Here is a 25,642-nt window from a genome sequence, read left to right as displayed (position 1 = left end):
TATTTAGCAGAAGTTCCTCTTACAATTAGCGTAAGTTCCTTTTGCAATTGGTAGAAGCTCCATTTTTATGCCGCTTATCGTTGTACTTCAAAGCAAGATCATAAACTTTCTTCCCTTACTAAGAAAAGCCTCTTCTCGTCACCAAGAAACGAGAAGAGGCTTTTTTATGATTCTATTATACTTTGGTGGTGAATTCCCGGTATAGCGCCATCGGTACTTCGTGATGCAGCGCAATTTCTGTTGTGATTGGCTTATTGCCCTTATAGCTGATTACATCACCGGTCCCGATGTAGATGAATGGTTCAGACTTTTGATCAATCATCCGAAACTTTCGAATAAAGAGGTGGAGTGTGATACCATCTTCTTTATTATGAGTGATATGATGACCTTGCGCTGAATCTTGACGCTTTGTATTCGGTGATTCCCATTGAAAAAGGGTGGGATTAATAAAATGATCCTGATAATTAATGCTGTCCTTAATGCCCTTTTCTTTATGTAGATCAATAAATAAGAAGTAGTTGTTACCGTTTGTTAACAGTCCGGAACCGCGAAAAGAACTCAACGTCTTTTGGTAATTCGATAACAATGCTGTTTCGATCATTGTATATTGCGCATAACGTTTGAAAAAAGGTGATCCATAATTCCGATGACCGAACATTTTCTCATAGCGATAAAGCCCGAAATTGAGTACATCAAGCATATACGCACTTTGCTGCTGATCTTCAAGAATTTTATCTAAGGGATCCGATCTGATAAAAGCCTTTGTCCTCCGGTCATAGCTTCCTAACTTAATCTCTCGTGACTTTTGGCCCTGATCATCATAGGTTTGATTCAAATGTTCAAAGGCATGTACGAGCGACGTCTCGTCAAACGACTCAATAACTTTCAGCACTTCATTTTGCGCTTCCGCCCATGATATCGCGTGATGGTTCATCAGATAGCGAAGGACGACAAACTCATAGGGACGCTTAATCGGCAGCGTCATTGACAATTGACGCAGGACGGTGCTGAATGGCTCTTCATTTGCTAGCTGCTTTAGCTTATCCATTTTCTCAACGGCAGCGAGGAATGCAAGATAAGTTTTCTTATTATCGATAAATCTTATCGGATCTGGCGCATTTTCAAATCGTGCGTAATCCATTAAATAATACGGAATCGTCCGGTCTTCTGCACTGCGTACAAATTGTTTTTTAAATTCCAGGTACTCTTCTTTTAAATACTTCATCGCTCGGAAATTCTCTTGATTTAACTGTTCAATAATTCGTTTTTGTGAGATTCGGTCCATTTGAATATGCGTTGCACCGGGAAGATCGGGAAAACCGCGATCGACAGCGACCTTAAGACTGTCCTTATCGTAAAAGCGCTTGCCACTGAGCGCAATCGCAATCAAAAAGGTTTTACTGTGATTGCCAATAAAGTCAAGCACAGTTAAAAAGGATTGTCCTTGATATTTTCTCAGACCGCGGCCAAGCTGTTGCATGAAGATGATCGGCGAATTCGTTGGCCGTAGCATCAGCACAAGATTCACCGACGGAATATCGACCCCTTCATTAAAGATGTCAACAGTGAAGATCACTTGTAGCGAATCATGATCATTCTCAAGCTTGTGAATCATTTCTTGCCGCTTCCACTGCGGATCATCCCCGGTCAAATAGGTGCTGACTACGCCACGTTGATTGAATTGCTCCGCCATGTATTGCGCATGATCCTTGGTCACGCAATAACCAAGACACTTGCATGAATCCCCGTCATAGCCGTAAAAGTTCATTTTGTCGATAATAAAATCTACGCGCTCATTTACCTTAAGCCGTTTTGCAACTTCGGCAACGTCATCGATTGAGACATCGGACAGATCGACACCGTCAACATCCGAAATCCCAAAATAATGAAACGGCAGCACAAGATCTTCTTCTAAAGCCTCATTCAGACGAACCTCAATTGCAATATTGTGGTCGAACAGGCCGAAAATATCACCGCGGTCGCAGCGCTCAGGCGTCGCCGTCATACCTAGCAAAAATTTTGGTTCAAAATAATCCAAAACACGCGTATATGTAGGACTGGTTCCATGATGCGCTTCATCAATGATGATGTACTCAAAATAATCAGCGGCGAACTCTTGGTAATGATCTTTGATGGTTTGAATCGTTGTGAAAAGATACGGCTTCCCCTTATGATCTTTTATCGTACCAGTGAACATTCCCATTTTGTTCCCGCGACCAAGCAAGCGTTCAAACGTTTCTTTGGCTTTACGCAAAATTTCTTCTCGATGGACAATGAACAACATCGTTTTTGGCTTAACATTTTGCACATCAAACGCTGCCATGTAGGTCTTTCCCGTACCTGTTGCCGAAATCACAAGCGCACGCGTTTCGCCATGATCCCTCAGCCGTTCGAGATTATCGATCGCTTGATGCTGCATCACATTTGGAACAATTTTCTGCATCGCCGAATTTCCATAACTTGAAAACGTTGGTTCCCTCGCAGCGGCAACCTGAGCCTTCAGCGATTCAATAAATCGCTCATACTTCTTCAGAAACAAGTCGTCTGCAACCGTACACTGCGCCCACAATGCGTTGTATTCATGAATCACCTTTTTCAGAAACGGCGCCTCACGTTTCGCCACCGTTGCCACGTTCCATTCAACATTACTCTTCAGCGCACTTTGCGTCATGTTTGAGGAACCAATCATAATCGTATAAGTATCTTGATTTTGAAAAAGATACACCTTGCTATGGAACCCTTTTGCCTGATCCGCTTCAAAAACACGAAGCTCAATATTATCAAACTTCTTAATCCGTTTCAGCGCTTTCGGCTCGGTGAAATTTAAGTACGTCGAGGTCATGATCTTCCCTCTGACCCCGCGCTCACGCAGCTCCTTTAAATGGTCAAGTAGCAGCTGCAACCCGCTGTAATTAATGAATGCGACACTAAAGTAGAACGCTTCACATGTCGAAAACGCCTGCTGCAATTCATATAAGAACGTTTGTCCATTCGAATTGGTGATGAGTTTGTTGTTCATAACTCGATCAATCCTTCATTATCATGATTGCGGTACTATTTGATCTAAATTATTCATTTAAGTAACTTCGAAATACCAACGATAATAAATAAAAATCAAATCTCCATTTGGATAGCATAAGCTTGATGAATGAGTTGATACACATCATCCAATTGTGCAGGTGAAAAAATTTTGATCTCACTTTCTCCCGTTGCCCAATGGCCAATACCTCGCAAATCTCTGAGCAGACCTTTAGGATCTGTTAATTCATCCACAGAAGCATTAATATTTACTGAAATGCCCTCTTTTGTGAACATAACACTAGTAAGATTACTTCTAAAACGGAAGACAACATAATGCTTATTATATTTAACGGTAATACCAGCATTCAGATTTATTAAATAGTCTTGAATGGATGTAAAAAGTTCTAGATTTGGTTTTGATCGAAACTCATAATCTTCAATAGTATAGGAGACGTTATCAACCGTTTCTTCTCTTTGCTCACAATAATCTGGAGATACACTTGGGTATTGCCAAATGTTCAGAGTTCGTCTGGAAAGCAAATTTCCTCGTCGATCAATTGCACTAGAATCCCACTGCTCTACTTCAGCTAACATTCGATTCAATCGTATCGGACTATAAATAAATCCGTTTTTCATTTTTCTTTTTCCTTCGAATTCTTGATTACTCAATTCGGAGTTATAACGGGTAAGTGTTAGATTGCCAAGCCTGTTCAAATACTGCGTATGAATGGTTTTCCAATCTTGCCCGAGTATTTCTTTCCACTTTTCATTTAACGTCTGAGGCATAATATGTTCAATCGAGTATTTGTTAAGATCAATAATTTCTTTGGTATCAAAGTTTTCAAGCTTGCTCAATAAGTATTTTGAGCGTTGAAAATTATAAATATCCTTTACTTTCAACTCTCTTTCAAACTCCTCATCTGATGGAAAGCGCTTATATGAATCTAATTGAAGAAGTTCATAGCAAAAGCTGTCCAAATAATGCGCTTTATCGATTTTGGCATTCAATGTGGCAAATGTCTTATTTAAAGAATTCGTTGGGATACCTACTACTGCTCTTCTGAACACATACGATTCAACAAGGCGATAAATGGTAATCAGTTGTTCTTGATTTATTACCTTGTTATCGAAATCATGATAGGTTTGAACCAAAAATGGATAGGCAACATTTACCCTTAACTCGTTAATCTCTTGCATCAATGCGTTCACTTTTTGATTTGGCGTAACGGCTGATAACAAATCAGCAAAGATTTTGCTATAATCATAAAAATCTTTAACGACTTGTTCCAAGCCTAACTTTGATACGGCGCTTTTAAAGTATCGTTTAAACGACTCATAGATTCTGTCCTGGCGTGGGATTCGACCAGTTTTAATCGTTAAGTAATCCCTTGAGAAACGATCAAAGGCATTTTCGGGATGATCCGTAAACAACTGCTCAATTTTCAACCAATATTTCCGGTAAATAGTGGATTGTAATTTCGGATCTAAATCCATGAGTATGTAATTTCGAATTAAATCGCTTTGCGATAAATCTAATCCAGTCGAGTTAAGACTTTCAAAAATTAATTGTGGGTTGTCCTTTCCTTGTTCAAGACTTACATCGATGATCATCAGTTTCTTTAAACCTTCATAGACGACTTTAAGTTCCGATTTCATCATTTCATTGAAGAAATAATTGTAATTCTGTACAATGCGACTTTCTTTGTAAGCGTCTATCGCAGCTTTATCAGAATCTAAAATTGATCGTATGGCTTGGTTATCGCCATCTGTTAAAACCAATTTATAATATAAGTCATCTTCTTCATCACTGTTCACCACATAATAGTTCGTCAACTTTCTCGTCGAAATTCCAATTTCTTTTTTCTGAATTTCCAATGCATTTCGAAGCGCCAAGATCATTAGGGACAGAGTCGTTAATCGTTGCTGTCCATCGATGATGCTTAATTGATTAATTACAGCTGCATGAAAGACATCTTTTGTTATGTAAACAATCGAGCCCGTGAAATGCCCGAAACTTTCATCATCTTTTCCAGCCACAAGAACATCTTGAAGTAATTTTTTACATTGCGGGATTGACCAGCTATATTTTCTTTGATAAATGGGCACAACGAATTGACTCGGTGATTGAAGAAATTTTAAAAAGTTTTGCTCAACAGCTTTCAAGGTATCGTTCACCAACCTCAATCATTTGATTACTGAATTTCATTGTTATTTTCATAACTTATAATCTTCACTATCCTCAGCCGCCTGCTGAGCAAGCATCCCATCATAGGTTAGGTTCTCTGCTACGTTTCCGGACATGCGATTTACTTGTTTCATCACAATTTCAAGTGCGTCTTCTGCTTGATCCGGTGGATAATTGTATTTCTTCAAGAGTCTACGGATGGTTCGACGCATCATCGCCTGTGCTTGTTCACGGATGTTAAAATCAATGGTTACGTTCTTTCTAATTGATTCTGTTAGTTCTTGAGCAATCGTTTTCAACGTGTCATCGTCATAGAAATCTTGAACGGCTTCATCTTTGGACAGCGCGTAATAGAAGGCAATTTCATCTCTATTCAATCCTAGTTTTGCCTCATCCTCACCCATTTTGCGAATTTGTTTCGCCATGCGTATCAGTTCTTCAATCACTTCAGCATTCGTAATGGATTGGTTGCGGTATTTATTAAGCGAGCGTTTCAGCTTTTCTGAGAAAAGTTCTGATTTGACAAGGTTGGTTCGCGACATGACTTTGATTTCGCCTTCGAGCAGCTTTTTCAGCATTTCGCGAGCCAAATTCTTTGTTTTTAATGCTTTTACTTCTTGGAGAAAATGTTCATCAAGCAAGGAGATTTCCGGCTGCTTCAGGCCAAGCGTTTGGAAGACATCGATCACATCTTCAGAAATAATCGAGCGTTCAAGCAATTGATTGATCCGTTGTTCAATGACATGTTTGCTTGGCGGTGTCTTGGATCCGTGTTGAAGCTTAATCAAGCTTGCTTTTACTGCCTTGAAGTACCCTACTTCCATCGTCACAGCTTTTCCAGCTTCGGTAGCAGAAACAAGCCCATGTGCTTTACCAAGTTCGGTGGCATATTGAATGAAATCTTTTTGCTCTTTTTCATCTTTGCCGAGGATAAAATTCATGCCTTCTGCAATCGTTCGCATGCGCGTACGTGCCGAAGTCGAGAAATAGCCGCTATAATCAAATCCATGCATCATACTCTGAACGATTTCCAGTTTCTCTTTCATGACTGCAATCGCAGCTGAAGTATCAATTCCTGTATTCTTCCGATCACTGTCTGTGTACTGATTCAATGCTCGCTTCAAGCTCTCAAGAATGCCAATATAGTCAACAACCACGCCGCCCTCTTTATCTTTAAATACGCGGTTAACGCGGGCAATTGCTTGCATGAGGTTGTGACCTTTCATCGGCTTATCAATATACATCGTGTTTAGTGACGGGACATCGAATCCTGTTAACCACATATCACGAACAATCACAAGCTTAAGCGGGTCACCGTTGTCCTTCATCCGTTTTGCCAGGGTATCACGGCGCTGTTTTCCCCCGACATGTTTTTGCAGCCGTTCACTGTCCGCCGCACTGCCTGTCATCACAACTTTTATTTTTCCTTTATTTAAATCGTCACTGTGCCAGTCTGGTCGCAGCGCCACAATTGCGTCGTACAAATCCACACAAATCTTACGACTCATGCAGACAATCATCGCTTTCCCAGACATGACCTCTTCTTTGGCTTCAAAATGCTGAACAATATCCGCAGCAAGTCTCTTGATCCGATTGGGTGAGCCGACAACTGCTTCAAGACGTGACCATTTTGATTTATTTTTTTCCCGTGCGGTTTCTTCAAGTCCTTCGGTAATTTCATTGAATTCATCATCCAGAACCTGCATCACATCATCATCAGCTTCAAGCTTAATCACGCGATTCTCGTAATAAATTTTAACGGTTGCCTTGTCCTCAACTGAACGCGTCATATCATAAATATCAATATAATTGCCAAATACGGCAGGTGTCGATTTATCATCGAATTCAATCGGCGTTCCAGTAAAACCGATATAGGAAGCATTTGGCAACGCATCACGCATATACTTGGCATAGCCAAACTTTATTGTCCCTGTTTTCAAATTTGTTTTCGCCTCAAGTCCATACTGGCTGCGGTGCGCCTCATCTGCAATAATAATCACGTTACGCCGATCTGTTAAAATCGGCATTTCTCCAGCTTCAGGCTTGAACTTTTGAATCGTCGTGAAAATAATCCCGCCAGATTGTCGTTCATTGAGCAGATCATATAATCCATTTACTTCGCGCGAGTGATCGTTTGCAAGGATCTTCTTCTGCTCATCCGTTAATTTTCGGACATCTGCCTGTTTCGGCTCCTGCCTTAGAATCTCTTGAGCCTTGGAAAAGGTTGTATAGAGCTGATCATCCAGATCATTCCGGTCGGTAATGACAATGATCGTGGGATTATTTAACTGGCGAACAAGTGCCGCAGTGTAAAAGACCATCGTGAAACTCTTTCCAGAACCCTGCGTGTGCCAAACGACACCAATTTTTCGATTGCCCGTGCTGCTCGTCGCCATTCTCGTTTTCTCAATTGCTTTTTTCACCGCAAAATATTGATGATAGGCAGCTAAAATTTTAATCAGCGATTTTTTTGCCCCAAACTTTTTACCCTTTGCATCATAACTTTCCGAACGCGTGGTTTGAAATAAGATAAAATGCGTCACAATATCGATCAAACGTGATTGCTCAAGCATCCCGTGAAACAGTGTCTCGTATTGAGGCATCGAAAGCGGGGCTACATTTTGACCGTCATCACTGCGCCAGTTCATGAATCGTTCGAAGTTAGACGTGATTGTACCCGCCTTAGCATTGATCCCATCGGATAAAGTGCAAAATGCGTTGTAATGAAACAGCGATGGGATATCCCTCTTGTACGTTTGAATTTGATTATAAGCATGCTCAATGCCAACATTGTCGTCCGAGGCTGATTTCAGTTCAATCACGACAAGCGGCAGCCCATTAATAAATAGAATCAAGTCAGGGCGTCTATTCTTCAAACCAATAATGGTGAATTGATTCACTGCGAGAAAGTCATTATTCTCAACGTGCTCAGAATCAACGATGTACACGCGTTTCGTTCGAATGATATGGTCTTCCTTGTAAGAAACGTCGATCCCTTCTGTAAGCATCCGGTGAAAATAATGGTTATTTTCCGCTAAAGATGGATTATTAAACGTGATCAACTGTCGAAACGCATCATCCAGAGCCTCTCGCGGAATTCCTGGATTGATGCGTGCTAATGCATCACGCACCCGACTTTCAAGGATCACTTCTTTATAATCCTTTCGTTCTGGATAATCGCCGTCACAGGCAATATCAGGCCCTGATTGATACTCATAGCCTAATTCTTCTAAAATTTCAATAGCCGCTTGTTCCAAGCTGTCTTCAGTAAAACTTTCTGGAACACTCATGGGTACGCTCCCCCTTTCTATTTAAAAAGCTTCTTCAGCAATGCAAAAAGATCAAAAGACGTACGCTGATAAACCTTGTTGTATCCATATTTCTTCGGATTCCGGACCCATCCGTATCCACGTGGCATTTTTAAACCAGTACGATGGATCAATTGTCGTTTGAGACTCGTTCGCGCGGATATTCTTCGTTTCAAACTCGGTTTTCTCATACCAAATTTCATCGATGGACACCTCTTTTATCAGGCTCATAGGTTAGAAGATCGTTAATAAAACCGCGAAATAGCGAATATTGGGCAAAATTACCAAAAAAGTAATAGATAAACACTAATTTTCTTGTTCAGCCACTTCCATCGGAACACGAATCTCCCCAGACATCAGTTTTGGGAGGAGAGTGTCTCTAACCATACTCAATTTTGTATTCTCTTCGCCTATCACTTGAATTTTTTTATAAATATCCTTTAGGGTTTGGTGGAAATTATCAATAATTTTATCAGGTGGTTGTATAATGCTGTAATTCTTTAATACAGAATCGATGTCAAGATTTTTTATCCCTGTAGTTCCATTCTCATAGAGAAAAAAGACTCCACTATCATAAAGTTGCTGCCAATACAGATAAACAAATTCTATAAATGAACTGTGATTCAATGTCAACACTCTACAGAAATTAGTACAAACAAGATCTGAGTCGAATTTTTTAAGAACATCTTGCGAAATATAAGTAATTCTTCCAGTAGATTGGGTTGGACTACCTCCAGATATTTCAACAACTAAATTCCCTTTTCTTAATGCCTTTCTCTCATAGTTTTTTTCAAGGATAAATCGCGTAGGTACATTCCCCTTATTCCCCACACTTATTTCGGGAATATCTGCTCCTCTCACTACGTTCACTTTATGCGTGTAATTTCCCTGACAAGTTGTTCTACCCCAATCTCCACCTACAACAGATGTAATTAAATGTTTAAAAAATCCCAGCTTCCATCCCTTAGGAATCAATCCAAGTTCGCTATCAACCATTTCTCCACCGCTGGATTTATAGGGTTTGCCCTCTTCATTTGGAAATTCAAAATCAACAAACCAATGTTTGAAGATCGCTTGAGCCGTTGCTTCTAAATTTTGATTTATCTTTGAATTAATTTGAATCTTTTGATCTAAGGTCGAGAGAATATCAGCAATAAACTTCTGACAGTCAATTGATGGAAGCATCAACTCATATTTCATAATATGATCTTTGTCACCCCTAGGCATCTTAGTTCCCTTAGCACCAGCCATAACAAAGTCAAAGAATCTATCGCATGCTAAATTGTAATATAGATAAAATATATTAATCTTATCAGTAGCCTTTAGTACCAGTACATCATTAGAACAACCACCACTCCAATCTGCTAACCATATTTTTTTAAAATAGGGTCTAATATTTGAGATTAATATATTCCATTTGTTGAATTTAGTTATCATCTTAGTAGTCGGCAATTTATTACTTGAATCAACCCCACCGATATCTGGTTTTAAATTTTCGGTTGATACGTAATTATTTAACCGTATTTTGTTAGTGTAAATTTTTTCTTTTAAGTATATAGCAACGTCTCCTAATCTCACATATTTAAATCTCATACCCAATCCCCCTCAAATTCTTCCTGATCTCTTCTTCGAGTTTGTGAGATTGGTCGAATAGATCGCTCAACTCGCTGGTTAATTGATTCATTTTTTCATCAAATGGAACGCCATCGTCTTGTTCTTCCGCGATCCCTACATAGCGCCCAGGTGTCAGTATATAATCATTTTCTTTTACTTCGTCGAGTGTTGCTGATTTACAGAATCCCTTAATATCTTCATACTTTCCGTCTTTGTTTCGCCATTCATGATAAGTACCGGCAATTTTTTCGATATTTTCAAGGCTCAACTCGCGGTGACGGCGATCGATCATTTCTCCGAGCTCACGAGCATCGAGAAACAGGATTTCATGTTCGCGGTTCCGATGCTTTGTGCTGCCTTTCTTGTTACGATTAAGGATCCATAGCGAAACCGGGATACCCGTGGAATAGAATAATTTATCCGGCATGGCGACGATACAGTCAACGAGATCAGCCTCAAGAAGATTTTTCCGGATCGCGCCTTCATTGGATGTATTCGTACTGAGCGATCCATTGGCAAGCACGACACCCGCAATACCCCTTGGTGATAAGTGGTAAACCATATGTTCAAGCCAAGCATAGTTGGCGTTTCCTTTCGGCGGTACCCCATATGCCCAACGCACATCATCAACCAACTGCTCTCCGCCCCAATCACTGATATTAAATGGAGGATTGGCGAGAATGAAATCTGCTTTTAAATTTTTGTGCAGATCATTATGAAAGGTATCATCGTGATGTGGGCCAATATTTCCAGACAATCCGCGGATCGCCAAGTTCATTTTACATATTTTCCACGTGGTTGCATTCAGTTCCTGACCATAAATAGCAAGATCTGCAATTCTTCCCTGGCGCTCTGCAACAAATTTTTCACTTTGTACGAACATACCACCTGACCCGCAGCAAGGATCATAGACCCGGCCTTTAAAGGGTTCAATCATGGAAACCAGCGTTTTTACCACGCCAGTTGGCGTATAGAATTCTCCGCCGCCTTTGCCTTCCGCTGCCGCAAATTTTGCGAGGAAGTATTCATACACGCGGCCGAGTAAATCTTTTTCTTCGTTATCGTACAGCTTAATGGTTGAAATAAGATCAACCAATTCACCGAGTCTTCGTTTGTCGAGTTCTGGTCGTGCGTACCGTTTTTCAAGCACGTTTTTCAGTGTGGCATTTTCTTTTTCAATCAGAATCATCGCATCATCAATGATCTGACCGATTTTCTCGCTTTTCGCATGATCGCGAATATGACCCCATCGTGCTTCTTTTGGTACCCAGAAAATGTTTTCTGCTAAGTATTCGTCAATCTCTTCTTCGAACCCCTCGCCTTCTTCGACGAGTGCATTGTATTTCATTTCGAACTTGTCCGATATGTATTTGAGGAAGATCAGCCCAAGCACTACATGCTTATAATCGGTGGCTTCCATACTGCCACGCAATTTGTCGGCTGCCTTCCACAAGGTTTCTTCAAAGCCAATATTTGCTGTTGATTTTGCCATAATCTTGTCGCTCCTCAATAGTTGTAATCATCAAGCACTTCAAACAGTGCCGCTTCGAACTCTTCCTGTTCCGGACCGGTTGAAATGTCTCCGGGTAAGACGTTTAAATAATGGGCTAGTCCTTGTATGGTCTTTTGTAAAATAATTTCGGATTCTGCTTGTTCCAGCAATTCCAGAATGATTCGGTACGTATCCATATAGGGATGATCATCAACCTGTTCCAAGGATTTTTTGAATCGTTGTACAAGTTTCGTCTTCTCAATCGTTCGGTCGATCCTGTTAATCTCTTCTCGATCATAGATTGGAACGGCGTCCAACTTTTCTGCTCCAGGACGAAGCACATCCTCATGCCGTTTAATAATCGGTTGTAATTCGGCTTTAAGCTTTTCTTTTTGCAGCTCCAGTTTTTCAAGTTCATTTAATTCTTTCGACAGATACGATCGATCGACATGAAAAAGCTGCTCCAAAGTCGGCAGATATTTCTTCGGTATCTTCTGTTTGCCCTTAAGCCATAAATTAATATTTTGTTTTTTTATCCCTAACCGATCAGCGAGCTCCAGCTGCTGCATGGTGTAAAGCCCAAGCAGATACTCCAAGCCTATCAATCCATCACCACCAATTTGGGCTTTCTTATTGACTCGGTTGATTTTATTTTAGAATCATTTATTGACTGAGTCAATATTTTCTGCTATTAATTATTTGTGAGGTTAACCCAATTCAATTTATTAGATCATGCATTCCGGAAATGCACCAATCATGCTGTTCATTCATCCGAAGTATGTCTGCAGCTTACTTCTATTATGTACATCAATGTACTTCTAAGCAATACGCTTGAATTTATTAAATGAATCATGATCGCGCATAACTCAGGAGGCGATAAAAAGATGCAACTCGCCATGATCCCTATTTCAGGCAACCATACAGAACGATTGACTGTCAACGTACAAAATAAGATTGTCAAAACAATGAAGCATATGGAACTCGAGATCGAACGTTTAGCTGGTTCAAAGCTTGCACTTGATCAGGCAAAGCAGATCATTATTACGCAACAACTTGAGGGGATGAAAACCGTCATTCAATTGGCTGGATACACACTGATTTACCAATAATTAACTCAGTTTGGGAGGGTTCATTTTGAAAAGAATAGTTGGTTTAACAATAAGTTTACTTCTGATATTCACATTAGCTGCTTGCACCGAGGATGTTACCGTCGGCAGCGGTGACTCGTCTGCATCGCAAACTGAATCATCGAGCAAAGCCTCAAAAGAAAAGATTCATAAGCAAACGAAATTAGATTTCACTAACACGGCAGCTGGACAAACGACAAAGGTTGATTCTGCTGAGATCAAACAGGTTTCGGACTTAAACCTCATAGACAATGAAATGGATCAAGTCGATTTTGTACTCCTCATTCATATGAGCGTTTCAAATAAGGCGAAGGATGAAGCGACAACATATCCTTCGCAAGGCCATGTTGTACTTGAAGATGGTACGCAAATTGATGGACTAATGGGTGCAGATGTCACGGTTGATGATGCATTCAAAGATGGCGAAATCGCAAGCGGTGCAACAAAATCAGGCTATGTCTTGTTCCCATTAAAAGAGAAGCAAGCAAAGCAATTTAAAAAAGGTGCTTTCAAGTTTGATGTGATCTCTGGCGATGAGATGCTTACTCAAAAGAATTATAGTGTTGCCATTCAATTCTAATTCAAAGGAAAGAAGGCTTTTCGTTTGAAAAAAAGACTCACAATTAATAACGTAACGGGTGTTGCAGACATCATCATGGCTTTTCTGATTATGATTTCCTGGTTTGCTGTTCTCTTTGCAGCGGTAGGCGATGCAACAGCAGGAACCCATGCAACGGGCGGTGTTGGCAGTTTCTTTTACATTTGTGCCGGAATCACACTGATTCTGCATATTATTGCATGGATCAAATCAAAAAAAGCAGGAATATCGGTTGTTGGGCATGTACTCGGAATTATTGGGATGGCTTGTTTCTTGATCACAATGTTTCTCGCTTTCCCTGCTTTTGTGTTAGCAATACTTGCAGCAATTTTTACATTGCTCCAAAAAAATAGAAACAAGTGAGGTTATCCTAATGGCGACGAACGGAAAACCAGGTAAAGGAAGACATGGTGCTGTAAGGAATAGAGTTCAGTATTACAACCCAAAAACAAAACAGTGGGTAAAAGCAGATCGAGACTCGCATACCTTTTTGAATGTAAAAAGTGACGGCTCACCATTCAAAGGCGTCACAAAAAAGTAAACATCGAACGTAGTGTTGCTTTGCTTTTGAATGGAAAGATCCCTGCTTTTTCAAGAATTGTATGGTGTTTTGCTGTTTGGCATACACCGAATAATGTCATCAATAAATCTGCCTCAGCCACTACGATGGTCATTGAGGCGGATCTTTTTTTATACGACGGGAACGCGATGACACGTACCACAAAAGAAATTGGGTCCATTACCGCTCCATAATCGGTCAGGAGCGAATTTGAAGGTTACCCTGTAACACGCTGCTTTCCATGTAGCGACACTTTGGAAAATTGCTGCAGCCCCAGAAGTGTTCGCCGCTGCGCGTTCCGCGTTTGGCCACACGTTGTATCATCGGTTTTCCGCAGCGTGGGCACACTTTTTCGGCTTCTTTCGTTTGCTCATTCAGAGCGGTATTTGTATTGGGAATCATTTGATGTTCTTCTTTATCTTCTTTTATTTGCTTCTGGATCGCCGATTCCATTTGGTCTTGTTCCAAAGCTTGCGCTTCACCAGCCAGAGGATCGCATTCTGCTGTTGACGCAGTCTCAACCGCTGCTTGCTCCTCGATCTTTTTTTTGAGACCGGCTGATTTTTTCTTGGAATGCTTCGGATGTTTTGCTTGAATGTTTTCAATATGGATCTGTTTTACTGCTTCGGAGGTTTGTGAATATGGAAAAAGGGTCTGATCGATTGCTTCAATTTCATTGGGATCGAGGACTTCGTTGGTATTGGCCATTGTTTTCTTTACAAAAGATGCGACACGGCGGCGGTTCATAACGGCTGCTTTGCCTTGATTCAGCGTGATTTTTTTCAGTTCACAGCGATCGCTGAAGAGGATAATCGAATGATAGATGATTTGCGGATAGTCTGAGAGGCACTGCTTGAGTTGGCTAATATGACCTTCGTTTTGCATGATCGGGTTGAAAAAGCGGTTTTTAATACTCCGCCTGCCGGTCGGAAGCGTCTGCGTCCAGGTGCGCTGGCTTTCTGTTCCAAAAATCCAACCGCTGTAATTTTTCGATTCGAAGACGTATAGACCGCTTTTATGAATTAGCAGCACGTCAATCTCGGTCGTTGTGCCGTCTTCTTTGGGCAAGTATACGTTGAAGAGAAAACGTCCTTCTTTCTCGAGTGAACGCAGATTATTATAGATGAGGTACTCGCCGTAACTGCCGGTTGAACGTCTCATTTTCAAATAAGGACGATGCGTGATGCGATAATAGTGTGTTTTCTTGTATTTCGTGTTTTGATACGTGTAAATTATAAATAAGAAGCCGAATAGTCCCGATAAAAATAGAACAAGTAATTCTGCGCAAAGGATATAGAGTTGAAGCATTGGATCGCCTCTTTTCAATAATTTACCAATAGTATACCTTATCTCCCTAGACTATGTCTAAAGACATTGAACAAAAGACTCACAGAAGGTTTGTTATAATGAATGCAATAACGTTGCGTCCAAACGCGAAAGATTGGAGCTGCTTTACATGATTGACACGATTAACGGACATACCCGGCTGTATGGACTGTTTGCCCATCCGGCGAAACACAGTCTGTCGCCGCTGATGCATAATCTCAGTTTTAGGAAGCGGGGGATCAATGCCGTTTACTTGGCCTTTGATATGACTGGGGATCTTGGTGATGCTGTGAACAGTATCCGCCAGTTCGATATGGGCGGCGTTAATTTGTCAATGCCGTTCAAGCGGACGGTGATCCCCTTTCTCGATGAACTGACCCCGACCGCTGACCTGATCGGTGCAGTCAATACGATTATGAATCGGGACGGCCATTTGATCGGCGCAAATACGGACGGGACCGGTTTCTTTGCTCATTTAGCAGCAAACGGGTACGCAACAAACCGTAAGACAGCAACGGTCCTCGGTGCAGGCGGAGCGGGGCTGTCGATCATTGCTGCCGGTGCCTCGAAAGGACTGAGCACCATCCATGTGTTTAAACGGCGCAATGCGTCATTCCCCGCTGTTTCGGACCAATTAAGGCAAATCGCCGCTGCTTATCCTACGACGATCCAGCTCCATGATTACAATGATGAGGCGGCTTTGCAGCGCGCGCTTTCTGAGAGCGATTTTCTCATTAATTCAACCAATATTGGCATGGGTGATGATGCAAAATTGCCGGTAGCTGAAGCGCTGATCGATTGTCTGTCACCCTCGGCCGTGGTTTGTGACGCCATTTACGAACCGCGACAGACGCGCTTTTTACATGCAGCAAAACAGCATGGCTGCATCACATTTAACGGCCTAGGTATGCTGATCTATCAAGGCGCCCAAGCGTTCCAACGATGGACCGATCAAGAAATGCCCATTGACGATGTCGAAGATGCCCTGTTAAAAGAATTAGATCAAAATCGTTCGTAAGTAACTTTTTGAATGACCGCGACAGGAATCCGGTCAGTATCCTGTAAAAAACCTAAAAGCAGCTTCCCACTTGATGGGCGCTGCTTTTTTCAGTCGAGTTGACGCAAGAATCGCATGATCAGATGATTAAACACTTTGTAATGATGCGTGGGCAATTGATGAAAGGCGCGATCAACCGTTATGATTTCGGTGTGCGCAAGCGGTTCAAAATATTTCTTGTGCTTTTTCAAATAAACATCCAGCGAACCGTAAAGTATTTGCATCGGCAGCTGATCCAATTGCGCAAGCTGCGGGGTCACGTCTGTTTTTGGTCCTGCACAATAGAGATCCAGAACAGCTCCGGGATCGGCCTTTTGTGCGTAATCATCCATCACCCGTTCATCTTCTGCGGTATTTTTATTTGCTTTAGCAATGAGCCGGCTCAGCAGCCGCTGATTTCCGGTTTTCATTAAGCTAATGCCCAACTGGTATTCCAGACGCAGCAGGACTGATGCAATGCATGGGAATCCTCCTGCAAGCAGAATACCGCCGATATTTCCCGTATGGCGTAGCGCATAAGTGAGCGCAATCAGTCCTCCGCTTGAATAACCGACAAGTATCGGCTTTTCCAGTTGTAGTTTGAGAATGAGTTCGCTTAGGTCATGTTCATGATCCGGAATCACCTGACCTAATGAAGCTGAGGCTTGGTACCCGCTCTGTCCATGCCCTCTTTGATCATAGAAAATCAATTGAGCTCGATCGGCTAGAGCCTTTTGGTAACGAAAAGCAACATGACCCATGAGCGGCGGATGCAGAAAAACGATGGGCCTGCCTTTTCCAATCTTTTCATAAAAGAGGTGGATTCCTTGATTCGTTTCGATATACGGCATGATCGTCCCCTAAATTGTCTTTTTTTTAGTTTAACCCGGTTGGCCCGATTCTATGAGCAGACCGATACGTACAAAGCGAATTTCTTTAAAAAAATAGATGCCTGTCTTATGATGGTTATTGAAAGCGTTCTTCTTGTGAACTTTAATTTGGAGGTATGATCATGAAGCAAATTGCAATTGGACCGGAAAAAAAGTCGGGTTCTGCGGTTGTTCAAGGATGCATGCGTATTGCAAACATGTCTGAGGCAGAAGCAGACAGACTGATTAAAACCGATTTGGAAAATGGGATCACGTTCTTTGATCATGCGGATGTGTACACGGATGGTGCTTGCGAAGCATTGTTTGGAAAAGTACTCGCTAAGCAGCCAAGCCTGCGCGACAAAATCACATTACAGACCAAATGCGGCATCGTACGCGGAAACGAAGAGCATATTAAGGCCTATGATTTTTCAAAGGAACATCTTCTCGAAACGGTTAACGCCAGTCTAAAACGGCTGCAAACGGATCATGTCGATTACTTGCTGCTCCATCGTCCGGACGCACTTGTCGAACCTGAAGAAGTTGCCGAAGCATTCGATCAGCTGCACTCAGAAGGCAAAGTCCTGCATTTCGGCGTCAGCAACCAGAACCCTTATCAGATCGAGCTGCTGAAAAAGTATCTGCATCAGCCTCTTGAAATCAATCAGCTGCAGCTCAGCATTAAATTTACCGGAATGATTGATGCCGGTATCAATGTCAATATGACGGTGGATGGCGCATCGGATCGAGACGGAAGCATTCTTGACTATTGTCGTTTGAACGATGTAACCATTCAAGCTTGGTCGCCGTTCCAATATGGATTCTTCGAAGGTGTTTTCCTCGATAATCCAAAATTTCCAGAATTGAATCAGAAGATTGATGAAATCGCTAAGAAATACGGCGTCAGCAATAACGCCATCGCCGTTGCTTGGATTCTGCGTCATCCGGCCGAGATGCAGGTCATTCTTGGCACGACGAATATCGATCGTGTCGCCGCATCTGCCAAGGGCGCAGAGATCACGTTAACGCGTCAGGAATGGTACGACATTTACCAAGCAGCCGGCAACAAACTCCCATAACAATAAAATCCCCGGATTGCCCCGAAGACGGAAAGGACCGAGCCGCGGCTCGGTCCTTTCTTGCAGGTAAAGAAAGTGGACGATTTTACCCTGTCTTCAAACCAATAAAACGGCGGCTTGGCTGAGCATCAAAGCGGAGCGGCTCTGGTGCCTACGGGATCGCGCCTAGTTGATGCGTACCAGCGAGACCCCGCAGATTCCTGCTTGCCTGAGGAAGCTCGCGGTGCGCCGCGGTCGCGCCCTGTTGATGCGAGTACCCAAAGCGACGATTCACCACCATTCAATACAACAGTTCCAACTGCGAACTGGTTGATAAATGGTGCGAACTGGTTGATAAATCACGAAAACTGGTCGATAAATGGTGCGAACTGGTTGATAAATCACGAAAAGTGGTTGATAAATGTTTCAAACTGGTCGATAAATCACGAAAAGTGGTCGATAAATCGCACAAAACAGTTGATGATCCAGCCAGATGTTACTCCTGGTTCTGACTGACTGTACGCTTCGACCCAGCTCCCAGCTTCGTTTCAGTAATCATGATTGTACTGCTCAAGATCAATACGAGTCCCGCAACCGTACCCACAGACAGCCGTTCACTGAGCAATAGCATGCCCCAGATTACACCATAGAGTGGAACGAGCAGGGTCACACTCAGTGTCTTCGTTGGTCCAACACTTTTGATCAGGTAGAAATAAATAAGGTAGCCAACTGAGGTTGAAAGAACTGCCAAACAGAAAACGGATACCGCGATCGATAGCGTCATGCCCTGCAATCGACCGACAGTTGGTACACTGAAGGGAAGCAATACCAGCCCCGCGGCTAGCTGCTGCCCAATCGCCAAAGTCAAAGGAGCTTCAGATGCAAAATGCAGCTTTGTGTACACACCGCCAATCCCATAGCAAACAGAAGCGAGCAATGAAAAGAGAATAGAAAGCAACACAATCGGTGAATGGCCAAGATGGCCCCATCCGGCAAGAATCGCCACCCCGGCAATGCCAATGAACATACTAAGCACTTTACCGGGACGCAATCGTTCCTTGAGCCAAATTGCTGCCGCAAGCAGGGCGAAAAGCGGAGTGGTTGCGTTTAGAATTGACGATACCGAAGCCGTCACATGCAGCTCTGCTGTTGCAATCATGGTAAAAGGAATAGCCGCATTTACAGCGCCAAGAAGAAGATACTGCTTCCACTTTTGTCGAAAATCCGGCATCTTGCGGATCGCATAGGCGTAGATCAACAGGGCAAAACCGGCAATCAGCACACGCAGATCAATTAATAAAAACGGTCCAAGCACCGGCGCAGCAACACGCATAAACAGAAACGAGCCGCCCCATAAAGCGCCGAGTATATTTAATAGTAGGAAATCTTTTAGTGCCATTGATTCCATCCCTTCTGCTCTTTCTTTTCATCTATCGTAATTGGATAAGCTCGAGGCGTCAACGATAATATGCAACATACTTTACTTAACCGCTTTTACATTCATTGAAACGATGTATAATAGCCTTAGTCTTGACATGGAGGGAAGGAAGATGAAAAACATAACGATAATCCTCGGTGATATCACGCAAGTCGAAGCAGATGCGATTGTCAACGCAGCAAACACAACGCTGCTTGGTGGAGGCGGCGTTGACGGTGCCATTCACCGCGCTGCCGGACCGGAGCTACTTGCGGAATGCCGAACCTTGAACGGATGCCGGACCGGCGAAGCAAAAATAACCAAGGGCTATCGTTTGCCGGCGCGTTATGTGATCCATACACCGGGTCCCATTTGGCAAGGCGGCGCAGATCACGAATGTGAACTGCTGCAGAGCAGCTATCTAAACAGCCTCAAGCTTGCCGACGCATACGACTGTCAAACGGTTGCTTTTCCATCCATCAGTACCGGTGTCTACCATTTCCCGCTCGAGGCCGCCGCACCGATCGCCCTTCAAACAATCCGCGAATTTTTGAGGACATCCAAGAGCGTCGCACAGGTTACCTTGGTTTGCTTTGATCCAGTCACAAAACATGCTTACGATCAGTCACTGGCTGACCTTGATGAATAACGGTGATTGGATCCAGGAGCCTCCTCGGACACGCAATTTATCTGCGGGTTCTCCCTTTGACCTGCGATCTACAGAGACGCTCCGCGGGCGCCAGAGCACCTCAGCTTTGATTCTTGGTTAAGACACTGGTCCCATCCATTTCACTCCTTTTTCATTAAGCATTCGGGTCCTTAATTAAGTAAAAATAAGCGGAGATTCTTCGGTTATAAGCAGAGCTGAGCTCACTCCAGAGGTATATAAGGGGAGGTTTTCCGGTTATTCAGAACCAAATCCCACATTTTCACGTTTTTCACGTTGATAAGCGGAATTTATCCGTCTATTTCAGCTACTTTTTATTCTATTTTCTAATTAAGGGGAATTTTTCCGTCTATTTACTTTCACAGGATAAAACGGCTTGGAGCCCTCAATCTTTCGTCTGAACGACACTCCACCTGCTCGCTTGCCGCGGGCGCGCCGCGAGCCTCCTCGGACACGCAATTTATCTGCGGGGTCTCGCTGGCACGCTGGTCCCGCGGGCGTCTCACATCTGCGCGTTTGATACACTGTCTTTGGCGTGACCAAAAATCAAATACTTTCTTTCCCTACAAAAAAATCTCCGGATATGCCCCGGAGACGAAAAGGACCGAGCCACGCCCGCTCCTTTTGTGTTGAATACGTCAGTCCAAAAAAGTAAACCGATCGTTAAACCGCGCGCATGTAGCGCAAATACCGGTCGCTTTTTTGCGAAAGCTTCACTTCTATCCATTGAGGTTAAAGGCTGCCAAAGCCACAATGAGCAGGCACATAATCAGCAAGCAACATGTATCCCCAAACGTCCACTTAAGTCGTCTGAAGGAAGAGCGCGGAAGTTCCGAGCGATAGCCTCGTACATCCATCACATTTGCCAGTTCCTCGCCGCGTGCGAGCGAACCTGCAAACAGCGGAAGAAAAATGGGTACAAGCGCCTTCATTTGTTGAAACAGTGATCCTTCGCCAAATACAGCACCACGTGCGCTCTGAGCATCCATGACTCGCTGCGTTTCATCGAGAAGATTGGGAATGAAGCGCAGCGCAATCGACAGCATCATCGACCATTCATCCACAGGAAGATGAAAAAGTCGCAATGGCCGTAATAATGCATGCAAACCATCGGTCAAATCCATCGGCTTCGTCGTTAAAGTAACCGCCGTTGTCACAAAAATGATCGTGACAAAGCGCGTAAAGATGAACAGAGCTTGAACGATACCGAAGGATGAGAGTTTGATTGGTCCAAAGCGCCAATAAAGCGTTCCGCCCGATGTAAAGAGGATTTGAAGACAGACGGTAAAAAGGATCAGCCAGAACAAGGGACGCAGGCCGCGAAAGTAAGTGCGGAAACTAATTTTCGTGAAAAACATGATACCGAATGCAAACATCCATAGAAGAATAAGTCCCTCCATGTTCTTTGCCAAAAAAGAGATAAAAATAAAGGCAGCTCCGCAAAGTATCTTCGCCCGAGGATCACGTCGATGAATCACCGAATCTCCAGGGAAATAGCGTCCGAGGATCAATCGATTCATACGCAGCCCACCTCGATTAATGCATCCATCAATTCTTTTTCAGTCAAACAGACATGTGGCAGATGTATCCCCGATTGTGCTTCAAAACCTAACTGAAAACGACGAGCCTCCGGAAGATCCAGTTGCCATTCCTTGAGTTGCCGCGTGTTTTCAAATAATGGGCGCACGGCATCATGATAAACCACTGATCCATTTTCCATAACGATGACATCTTCGGCGAAGCGTGCCGTACTCTCCATATCATGGGTAACAAAAAGGATGGTTTTTCCTTCCTCATCATGCCACCGCTTCAGCAGAGTCAGCAGTTCTTTTCTTCCTGCAGGATCCAGCCCCGCTGTCGGTTCATCAAGTAAAATCACTTCCGGCTCACTTGCGAGTACTCCGGCGATTGCAACCCTTCTTTTTTGTCCGCCGGATAGAGAAAACGGAGATTTACTTAGAATAGATTCATCGAGTCCAACCTGCTGAAGCGCCTTTCTTGCCAATTGCTCCGCTCGCCTTTGATCGGTACCGAAATTGAGCGGGCCAAAGGCAATGTCCTCCCCCACAGTTTCAGCAAACAGCTGGGATTCAGGAAATTGAAAGACCATCCCGATGTGTTTACGAATCGTTTTCAGCGATTGTTTGCTTGTCTTACTGTTTATTTCTTTACTCCCGATCGTCACATGGCCTTCACTCGGAATCAATAGTCCATTACATACTTTTAATAGACTTGATTTTCCGGCCCCTGTTGATCCAACGACAGCCGTGATCCTGCCGGGGTTCAACGTTAGGCTCACATCATCAAGCACGCGAGGCTTCAAAAGCGGTCCGATTTTGTAATTTGCGGTTACGTGTTCAAGTTTGATTTGCATAGCCATTTGATCAAATCGCTTTCTGTTGAGTAGGTCTCCGGAACTGAGCGTCCGTTCTTCAGCAGTAATCGGCGCAGCCGTTCACTGAACGGGACATCAAGAGTGGTTTTTTCACTGAACACGGTTGCTGGCGTACCCTCTTTTGCAACGGAACCCTTTTCTAATACGAGTACTCGATCACTTGCCGCTGCTTCGTCCATATCGTGGGTGATCGACAGAATCGTTAACTCACGCTCTGTCTTTAACTTTTTCAATACGGCGATGAGCTGGCGCCGGCTACGTGGGTCAAGCATGACAAATGCTTCGTCTAAAATTAAGAGATCGGGGTGAAGGGCAAGCACTCCGGCAATCGCAGTACGCTGCTTTTGACCGCCGGATAGCCGAGAGGGATCCTCTGCTTGGTAGTCGGTCATACCAACGGCCTCCAATGCCTCTGCGACACGCCGCTGCATCTCTTCATAGGGCATATTCAGATTCTCTAAACCAAAGGCAACATCATCCTGGACGGTTGCTCCGATAAATTGATTATCGGGGTTCTGAAAGACCATGCCTGCATGGCGGCGGATCAGCCATTTCGTCTCTTCATTCAGGGGAATCCCCTTGATGCGAATCCGCCCGAAACTCGGCTGAAGCAAACCGATGAGCAAAGCCGCCAATGTAGACTTACCCGCACCGTTACGCCCGATCACCGACAGCCATTCCCCCCTCCATGCTTTGAACGATACTGAGGAAAGAATCTGTTTCTTTTCATTTGAAGCATAGGCAAACGTAAGGTCTTCAACGTCAATCATCGGTTCATCCATCGGGCATCCCTTCCTTTATAAAAGAACAGCAACCAGTAGCAGTAGCGAAAAATTACCATTAATAAGGACGAGATTCTTTACCGCAACGCTGAAGGTGGTCGTCTTCACCTGTTTCTGATTAAAACGCTTGACCTGTTTGATCACTGGAACGATTGCCACCAGTGCAAGCAGCGTAATCAATGGCAGTATTTTCAGAACGACAGCAAGAATCATTGCGGCAAAGGTCGCTGCATAGAGCAGGTTGAACAACACGATCGCATACCGCTTGCCAATGTAATAGGGCAACGTGAACCGATGATTCTTAATATCATCGTCCAGGTCGCAAATATTATTTGCCAGCATGATGTTGGCGATCGTAAAAATACAGGGGAGCGAAACAAGAGCAATTTCAAAGAGTAGGAAAAGATCCGCGTGTACAGTAATGGTACGCCCTTCCCAAATGAGCGTCGCAATTCCCTGATCATAGGCATTGACGTAGACGGTCAGAAACAAAATACCGAAGCCCATCGTAATCCCTGAAAAAATCTCACCGATCGGCATACGCGAAATGGGTATCGGCCCAAAGGAGTACAGAATGCCAATCGCAAAACAAGCCATCCCCACCAGCAGTACAATCAGATTGGTACGTAGGACGAGCAGGAGTCCAAGTGCCGTAGCCGCAGTCAGCAGACTGACAATTGTAAAAACGACAAGTCTTTCCGGAATGTTTTCTTGGCCAATGATATTCATTTTTCTGCGAAATGCTTGATTGGTTGCTTTTCGATAATCCATATAATTATTAATCGCAGTCGCCGTCATATCAAAGAGCAGCATCGCACTAAAAAAAATCAATGTAGTGATCAGGTTTATCGCATGATAACGATACATTGCAAACAGGCAGCCAACCAAAAATGGAAATAAACTGGCCAATTTCGTCTGAATTTCGACAAGCTTAAAAAATGCGCGTAAGGACATCGGGACACGCCTTCTTTCCTGTTCTTTTATGCTATTCCTTGACTTGTGTAAAATTGTTGTTCGTCAAAACAAAATTGTCTTTCAAATTCGGTGTTACATAGACTTTCTTGTCGCGTGTAATAAAAACCGCTTTAATTCCCCATTTTTTTGCATAGGCGAGTCCGCCCTTCACCCCATCTGAGAACAGAACGGTGGAAAGAGCATCGCCTTCAGTTGACCGATTGGTAATTACCGATACTCCGGCTACATCATTGTTAAACGGATAGCCATCATTGGGATTTAAAAGGTGATGATACTTCTTCCCTTTGACTGTAATATAGCGTTCGTAAATGCCGGAAGTCACAATCGACTGATTGCTTTCCTTAATTTTGCCAATGATCTTTCCACGTGACGAAAATGGGTCCTGAATACCGACATTCCATTTAGATTTGAACGGACTTTTCCCTAAGACAAAAATATTACCGCCAAGATCAACAAGTGCTGCGTGTACGTTTTCTTTATGCAATACCCGCACCACTTCATCCGTAATGAATCCTTTTGCGATCGCACCTAAATCAAGACGCATGCCTTTATCTTTAAGAAAAATGGTGTGCTTCTGATTATTAAGGATCATCCGTTTATAGCCGATGAGCGGAAGCACCCGGTCAATTTCGTTTTGCTCCGGCTTGCGCGCGTCATCGTAACCGATGTGCCATAGTTTGGTAAGCGGGCCAATAGTCAGATCAAAATTGCCATCAGAGCGCTCGCTGTACATCTTTCCAATTTTGATCATCCGGTAAATGTCCTTAGATACAGCAACAGGCTTGATGCCTGCCTGAGCGTTTACTTGATCAATTTCGGATTGAGCTTGTTTATCTTCTACGGTTGTCGCATCTGCCAACGCCTGTATTCGATTAAAAACCGGTTTGAGCACGTCAGCTCTTCCTTTATCGTAAATCTTCACCGTGACCACGGTACCCATTAAGAATTCCGTTCTGCTGTAGGGATTGCTGAGTAGCTCCACCTGTTTTGTTTGGGCAGAGTGTCCGCATCCTGTCAGGACCAGCAAAGGCAATAGGAAAAGGAAAAGAATTCCGGTTTTCTTCATTGCTCTCATTCCTTCCGTCCGCTATGTGTTCGATAATTAAGAAAAACCAAGCTGTGCTTAGTTCTTACTTCCGCCTTCCATTCGGGCTTTGATTCATTACCTTGTGCATGAACGACACTTCAGCTGCTCGCTTGCCGCGGGCGCACC

General features: G+C 43.4%; 21 protein-coding genes. 6 read left to right on the top strand and 15 right to left on the bottom strand.

Annotated features, from left to right (window positions below; all coding sequences use genetic code 11):
* Window positions 1–175: 175 nt before the first annotated feature.
* The 7 genes from SIN01_RS08635 to SIN01_RS08605 form a co-directional block, all read right to left on the bottom strand.
* Complete coding sequence (locus SIN01_RS08635) at window positions 176–3,019, bottom strand: DEAD/DEAH box helicase (RefSeq protein ID WP_010026258.1); 2,844 nt, start codon at window positions 3,017–3,019, stop codon at window positions 176–178.
* Window positions 3,020–3,114: 95 nt separating this feature from the next.
* Window positions 3,115–5,184: a DUF262 and DUF1524 domain-containing protein gene (locus SIN01_RS08630; RefSeq protein WP_010026255.1), complete on the bottom strand. Its 2,070-nt coding sequence runs from the start codon at window positions 5,182–5,184 to the stop codon at window positions 3,115–3,117.
* Window positions 5,185–5,235: 51 nt separating this feature from the next.
* The gene (locus SIN01_RS08625) at window positions 5,236–8,496 is read right to left on the bottom strand and encodes a type I restriction endonuclease subunit R (RefSeq protein WP_010026254.1); all 3,261 of its coding nucleotides are present in this window, start codon (window positions 8,494–8,496) and stop codon (window positions 5,236–5,238) included.
* A gap of 17 nt (window positions 8,497–8,513) precedes the next feature.
* A complete protein-coding gene (locus SIN01_RS15420; RefSeq protein WP_010026252.1) occupies window positions 8,514–8,717 on the bottom strand; it encodes a hypothetical protein in 204 nt (67 codons plus the stop codon).
* Window positions 8,718–8,820: 103 nt separating this feature from the next.
* Window positions 8,821–10,107 (bottom strand): restriction endonuclease subunit S, encoded by a 1,287-nt coding sequence (locus tag SIN01_RS08615; RefSeq protein ID WP_052766811.1) that lies wholly within the window; start codon window positions 10,105–10,107, stop codon window positions 8,821–8,823.
* Window positions 10,097–11,620, bottom strand: a complete 1,524-nt coding sequence (locus SIN01_RS08610; protein ID WP_010025525.1) for a class I SAM-dependent DNA methyltransferase — start codon at window positions 11,618–11,620, stop codon at window positions 10,097–10,099. Before SIN01_RS08610 ends, SIN01_RS08615 begins: the two co-directional genes overlap by 11 nt.
* Window positions 11,621–11,634: 14 nt before the next feature.
* Complete coding sequence (locus tag SIN01_RS08605) at window positions 11,635–12,225, bottom strand: YdaS family helix-turn-helix protein (protein WP_010025529.1); 591 nt, start codon at window positions 12,223–12,225, stop codon at window positions 11,635–11,637.
* 279 nt (window positions 12,226–12,504) lie between these two features.
* Between SIN01_RS08605 and SIN01_RS08600 the strand changes: the two genes are divergently transcribed.
* From SIN01_RS08600 to SIN01_RS08590, 3 genes are read left to right on the top strand one after another with little or no spacing between them, the layout of a single operon-like run.
* A complete protein-coding gene (locus SIN01_RS08600) occupies window positions 12,505–12,729 on the top strand; it encodes a hypothetical protein (protein ID WP_010025530.1) in 225 nt (74 codons plus the stop codon).
* Window positions 12,730–12,754: 25 nt separating this feature from the next.
* Window positions 12,755–13,327 (top strand): DUF4352 domain-containing protein, encoded by a 573-nt coding sequence (locus tag SIN01_RS08595; protein ID WP_010025532.1) that lies wholly within the window; start codon window positions 12,755–12,757, stop codon window positions 13,325–13,327.
* A gap of 24 nt (window positions 13,328–13,351) precedes the next feature.
* Window positions 13,352–13,708: a hypothetical protein gene (locus SIN01_RS08590; protein WP_010025534.1), complete on the top strand. Its 357-nt coding sequence runs from the start codon at window positions 13,352–13,354 to the stop codon at window positions 13,706–13,708.
* Window positions 13,709–14,102: 394 nt separating this feature from the next.
* Here SIN01_RS08590 and SIN01_RS08585 read toward each other — a convergent pair whose 3' ends face one another.
* The gene (locus SIN01_RS08585; protein WP_010025537.1) at window positions 14,103–15,212 is read right to left on the bottom strand and encodes a nuclease-related domain-containing protein; all 1,110 of its coding nucleotides are present in this window, start codon (window positions 15,210–15,212) and stop codon (window positions 14,103–14,105) included.
* A 148-nt stretch (window positions 15,213–15,360) separates the two neighbouring features.
* On the opposite strand from SIN01_RS08585, the gene SIN01_RS08580 reads away from it, so the two are divergent.
* Window positions 15,361–16,248 (top strand): shikimate dehydrogenase family protein, encoded by an 888-nt coding sequence (locus SIN01_RS08580; protein WP_010025538.1) that lies wholly within the window; start codon window positions 15,361–15,363, stop codon window positions 16,246–16,248.
* A gap of 89 nt (window positions 16,249–16,337) precedes the next feature.
* Here the strand turns inward: SIN01_RS08580 and SIN01_RS08575 are convergent, their stop codons facing one another.
* Window positions 16,338–17,117 carry an alpha/beta fold hydrolase gene (locus SIN01_RS08575; protein WP_010025539.1) on the bottom strand — a complete coding sequence of 260 codons (780 nt, stop codon included), beginning with the start codon at window positions 17,115–17,117 and terminating at the stop codon, window positions 16,338–16,340.
* Between the two features lie 161 nt (window positions 17,118–17,278).
* Between SIN01_RS08575 and SIN01_RS08570 the strand changes: the two genes are divergently transcribed.
* A complete protein-coding gene (locus SIN01_RS08570) occupies window positions 17,279–18,214 on the top strand; it encodes an aldo/keto reductase (RefSeq protein ID WP_010025541.1) in 936 nt (311 codons plus the stop codon).
* A 475-nt stretch (window positions 18,215–18,689) separates the two neighbouring features.
* On the opposite strand, the gene SIN01_RS08565 is transcribed toward SIN01_RS08570, so the two are convergent.
* On the bottom strand, window positions 18,690–19,592 hold the full coding sequence (locus tag SIN01_RS08565) for a DMT family transporter (RefSeq protein ID WP_010025419.1): 903 nt from the start codon (window positions 19,590–19,592) through the stop codon (window positions 18,690–18,692).
* 151 nt (window positions 19,593–19,743) lie between these two features.
* On the opposite strand from SIN01_RS08565, the gene SIN01_RS08560 reads away from it, so the two are divergent.
* Window positions 19,744–20,259 carry an O-acetyl-ADP-ribose deacetylase gene (locus SIN01_RS08560; RefSeq protein WP_010025418.1) on the top strand — a complete coding sequence of 172 codons (516 nt, stop codon included), beginning with the start codon at window positions 19,744–19,746 and terminating at the stop codon, window positions 20,257–20,259.
* A 737-nt stretch (window positions 20,260–20,996) separates the two neighbouring features.
* Here the strand turns inward: SIN01_RS08560 and SIN01_RS08555 are convergent.
* Genes SIN01_RS08555 through SIN01_RS08535 form a run of 5 tightly spaced genes read right to left on the bottom strand, consistent with a single transcriptional unit; the run spans window position 20,997 to window position 25,495 of the window.
* Window positions 20,997–21,797, bottom strand: a complete 801-nt coding sequence (locus SIN01_RS08555; protein ID WP_010027660.1) for an energy-coupling factor transporter transmembrane component T family protein — start codon at window positions 21,795–21,797, stop codon at window positions 20,997–20,999.
* Window positions 21,794–22,657 carry an energy-coupling factor transporter ATPase gene (locus SIN01_RS08550; protein ID WP_010027658.1) on the bottom strand — a complete coding sequence of 288 codons (864 nt, stop codon included), beginning with the start codon at window positions 22,655–22,657 and terminating at the stop codon, window positions 21,794–21,796. Before SIN01_RS08550 ends, SIN01_RS08555 begins: the two co-directional genes overlap by 4 nt.
* Window positions 22,627–23,454 carry an energy-coupling factor transporter ATPase gene (locus SIN01_RS08545; protein ID WP_010027656.1) on the bottom strand — a complete coding sequence of 276 codons (828 nt, stop codon included), beginning with the start codon at window positions 23,452–23,454 and terminating at the stop codon, window positions 22,627–22,629. The genes SIN01_RS08550 and SIN01_RS08545 overlap by 31 nt, the downstream gene beginning before the upstream one ends.
* A 15-nt stretch (window positions 23,455–23,469) precedes the next feature.
* Window positions 23,470–24,408, bottom strand: a complete 939-nt coding sequence (menA, locus tag SIN01_RS08540; protein WP_010027654.1) for a 1,4-dihydroxy-2-naphthoate polyprenyltransferase — start codon at window positions 24,406–24,408, stop codon at window positions 23,470–23,472.
* A 31-nt stretch (window positions 24,409–24,439) separates the two neighbouring features.
* Complete coding sequence (locus tag SIN01_RS08535; RefSeq protein WP_010027653.1) at window positions 24,440–25,495, bottom strand: FAD:protein FMN transferase; 1,056 nt, start codon at window positions 25,493–25,495, stop codon at window positions 24,440–24,442.
* Window positions 25,496–25,642 lie beyond the last annotated feature (147 nt).

The organism is Sporolactobacillus inulinus, from assembly GCF_006539285.1.
Classification (GTDB): Bacteria; Bacillota; Bacilli; order Bacillales; family Sporolactobacillaceae; genus Sporolactobacillus; species Sporolactobacillus inulinus.
The sequence above is the reverse complement of the archived record's forward strand: the minus strand, read 5'-3'. Positions and strand labels throughout refer to the sequence as shown.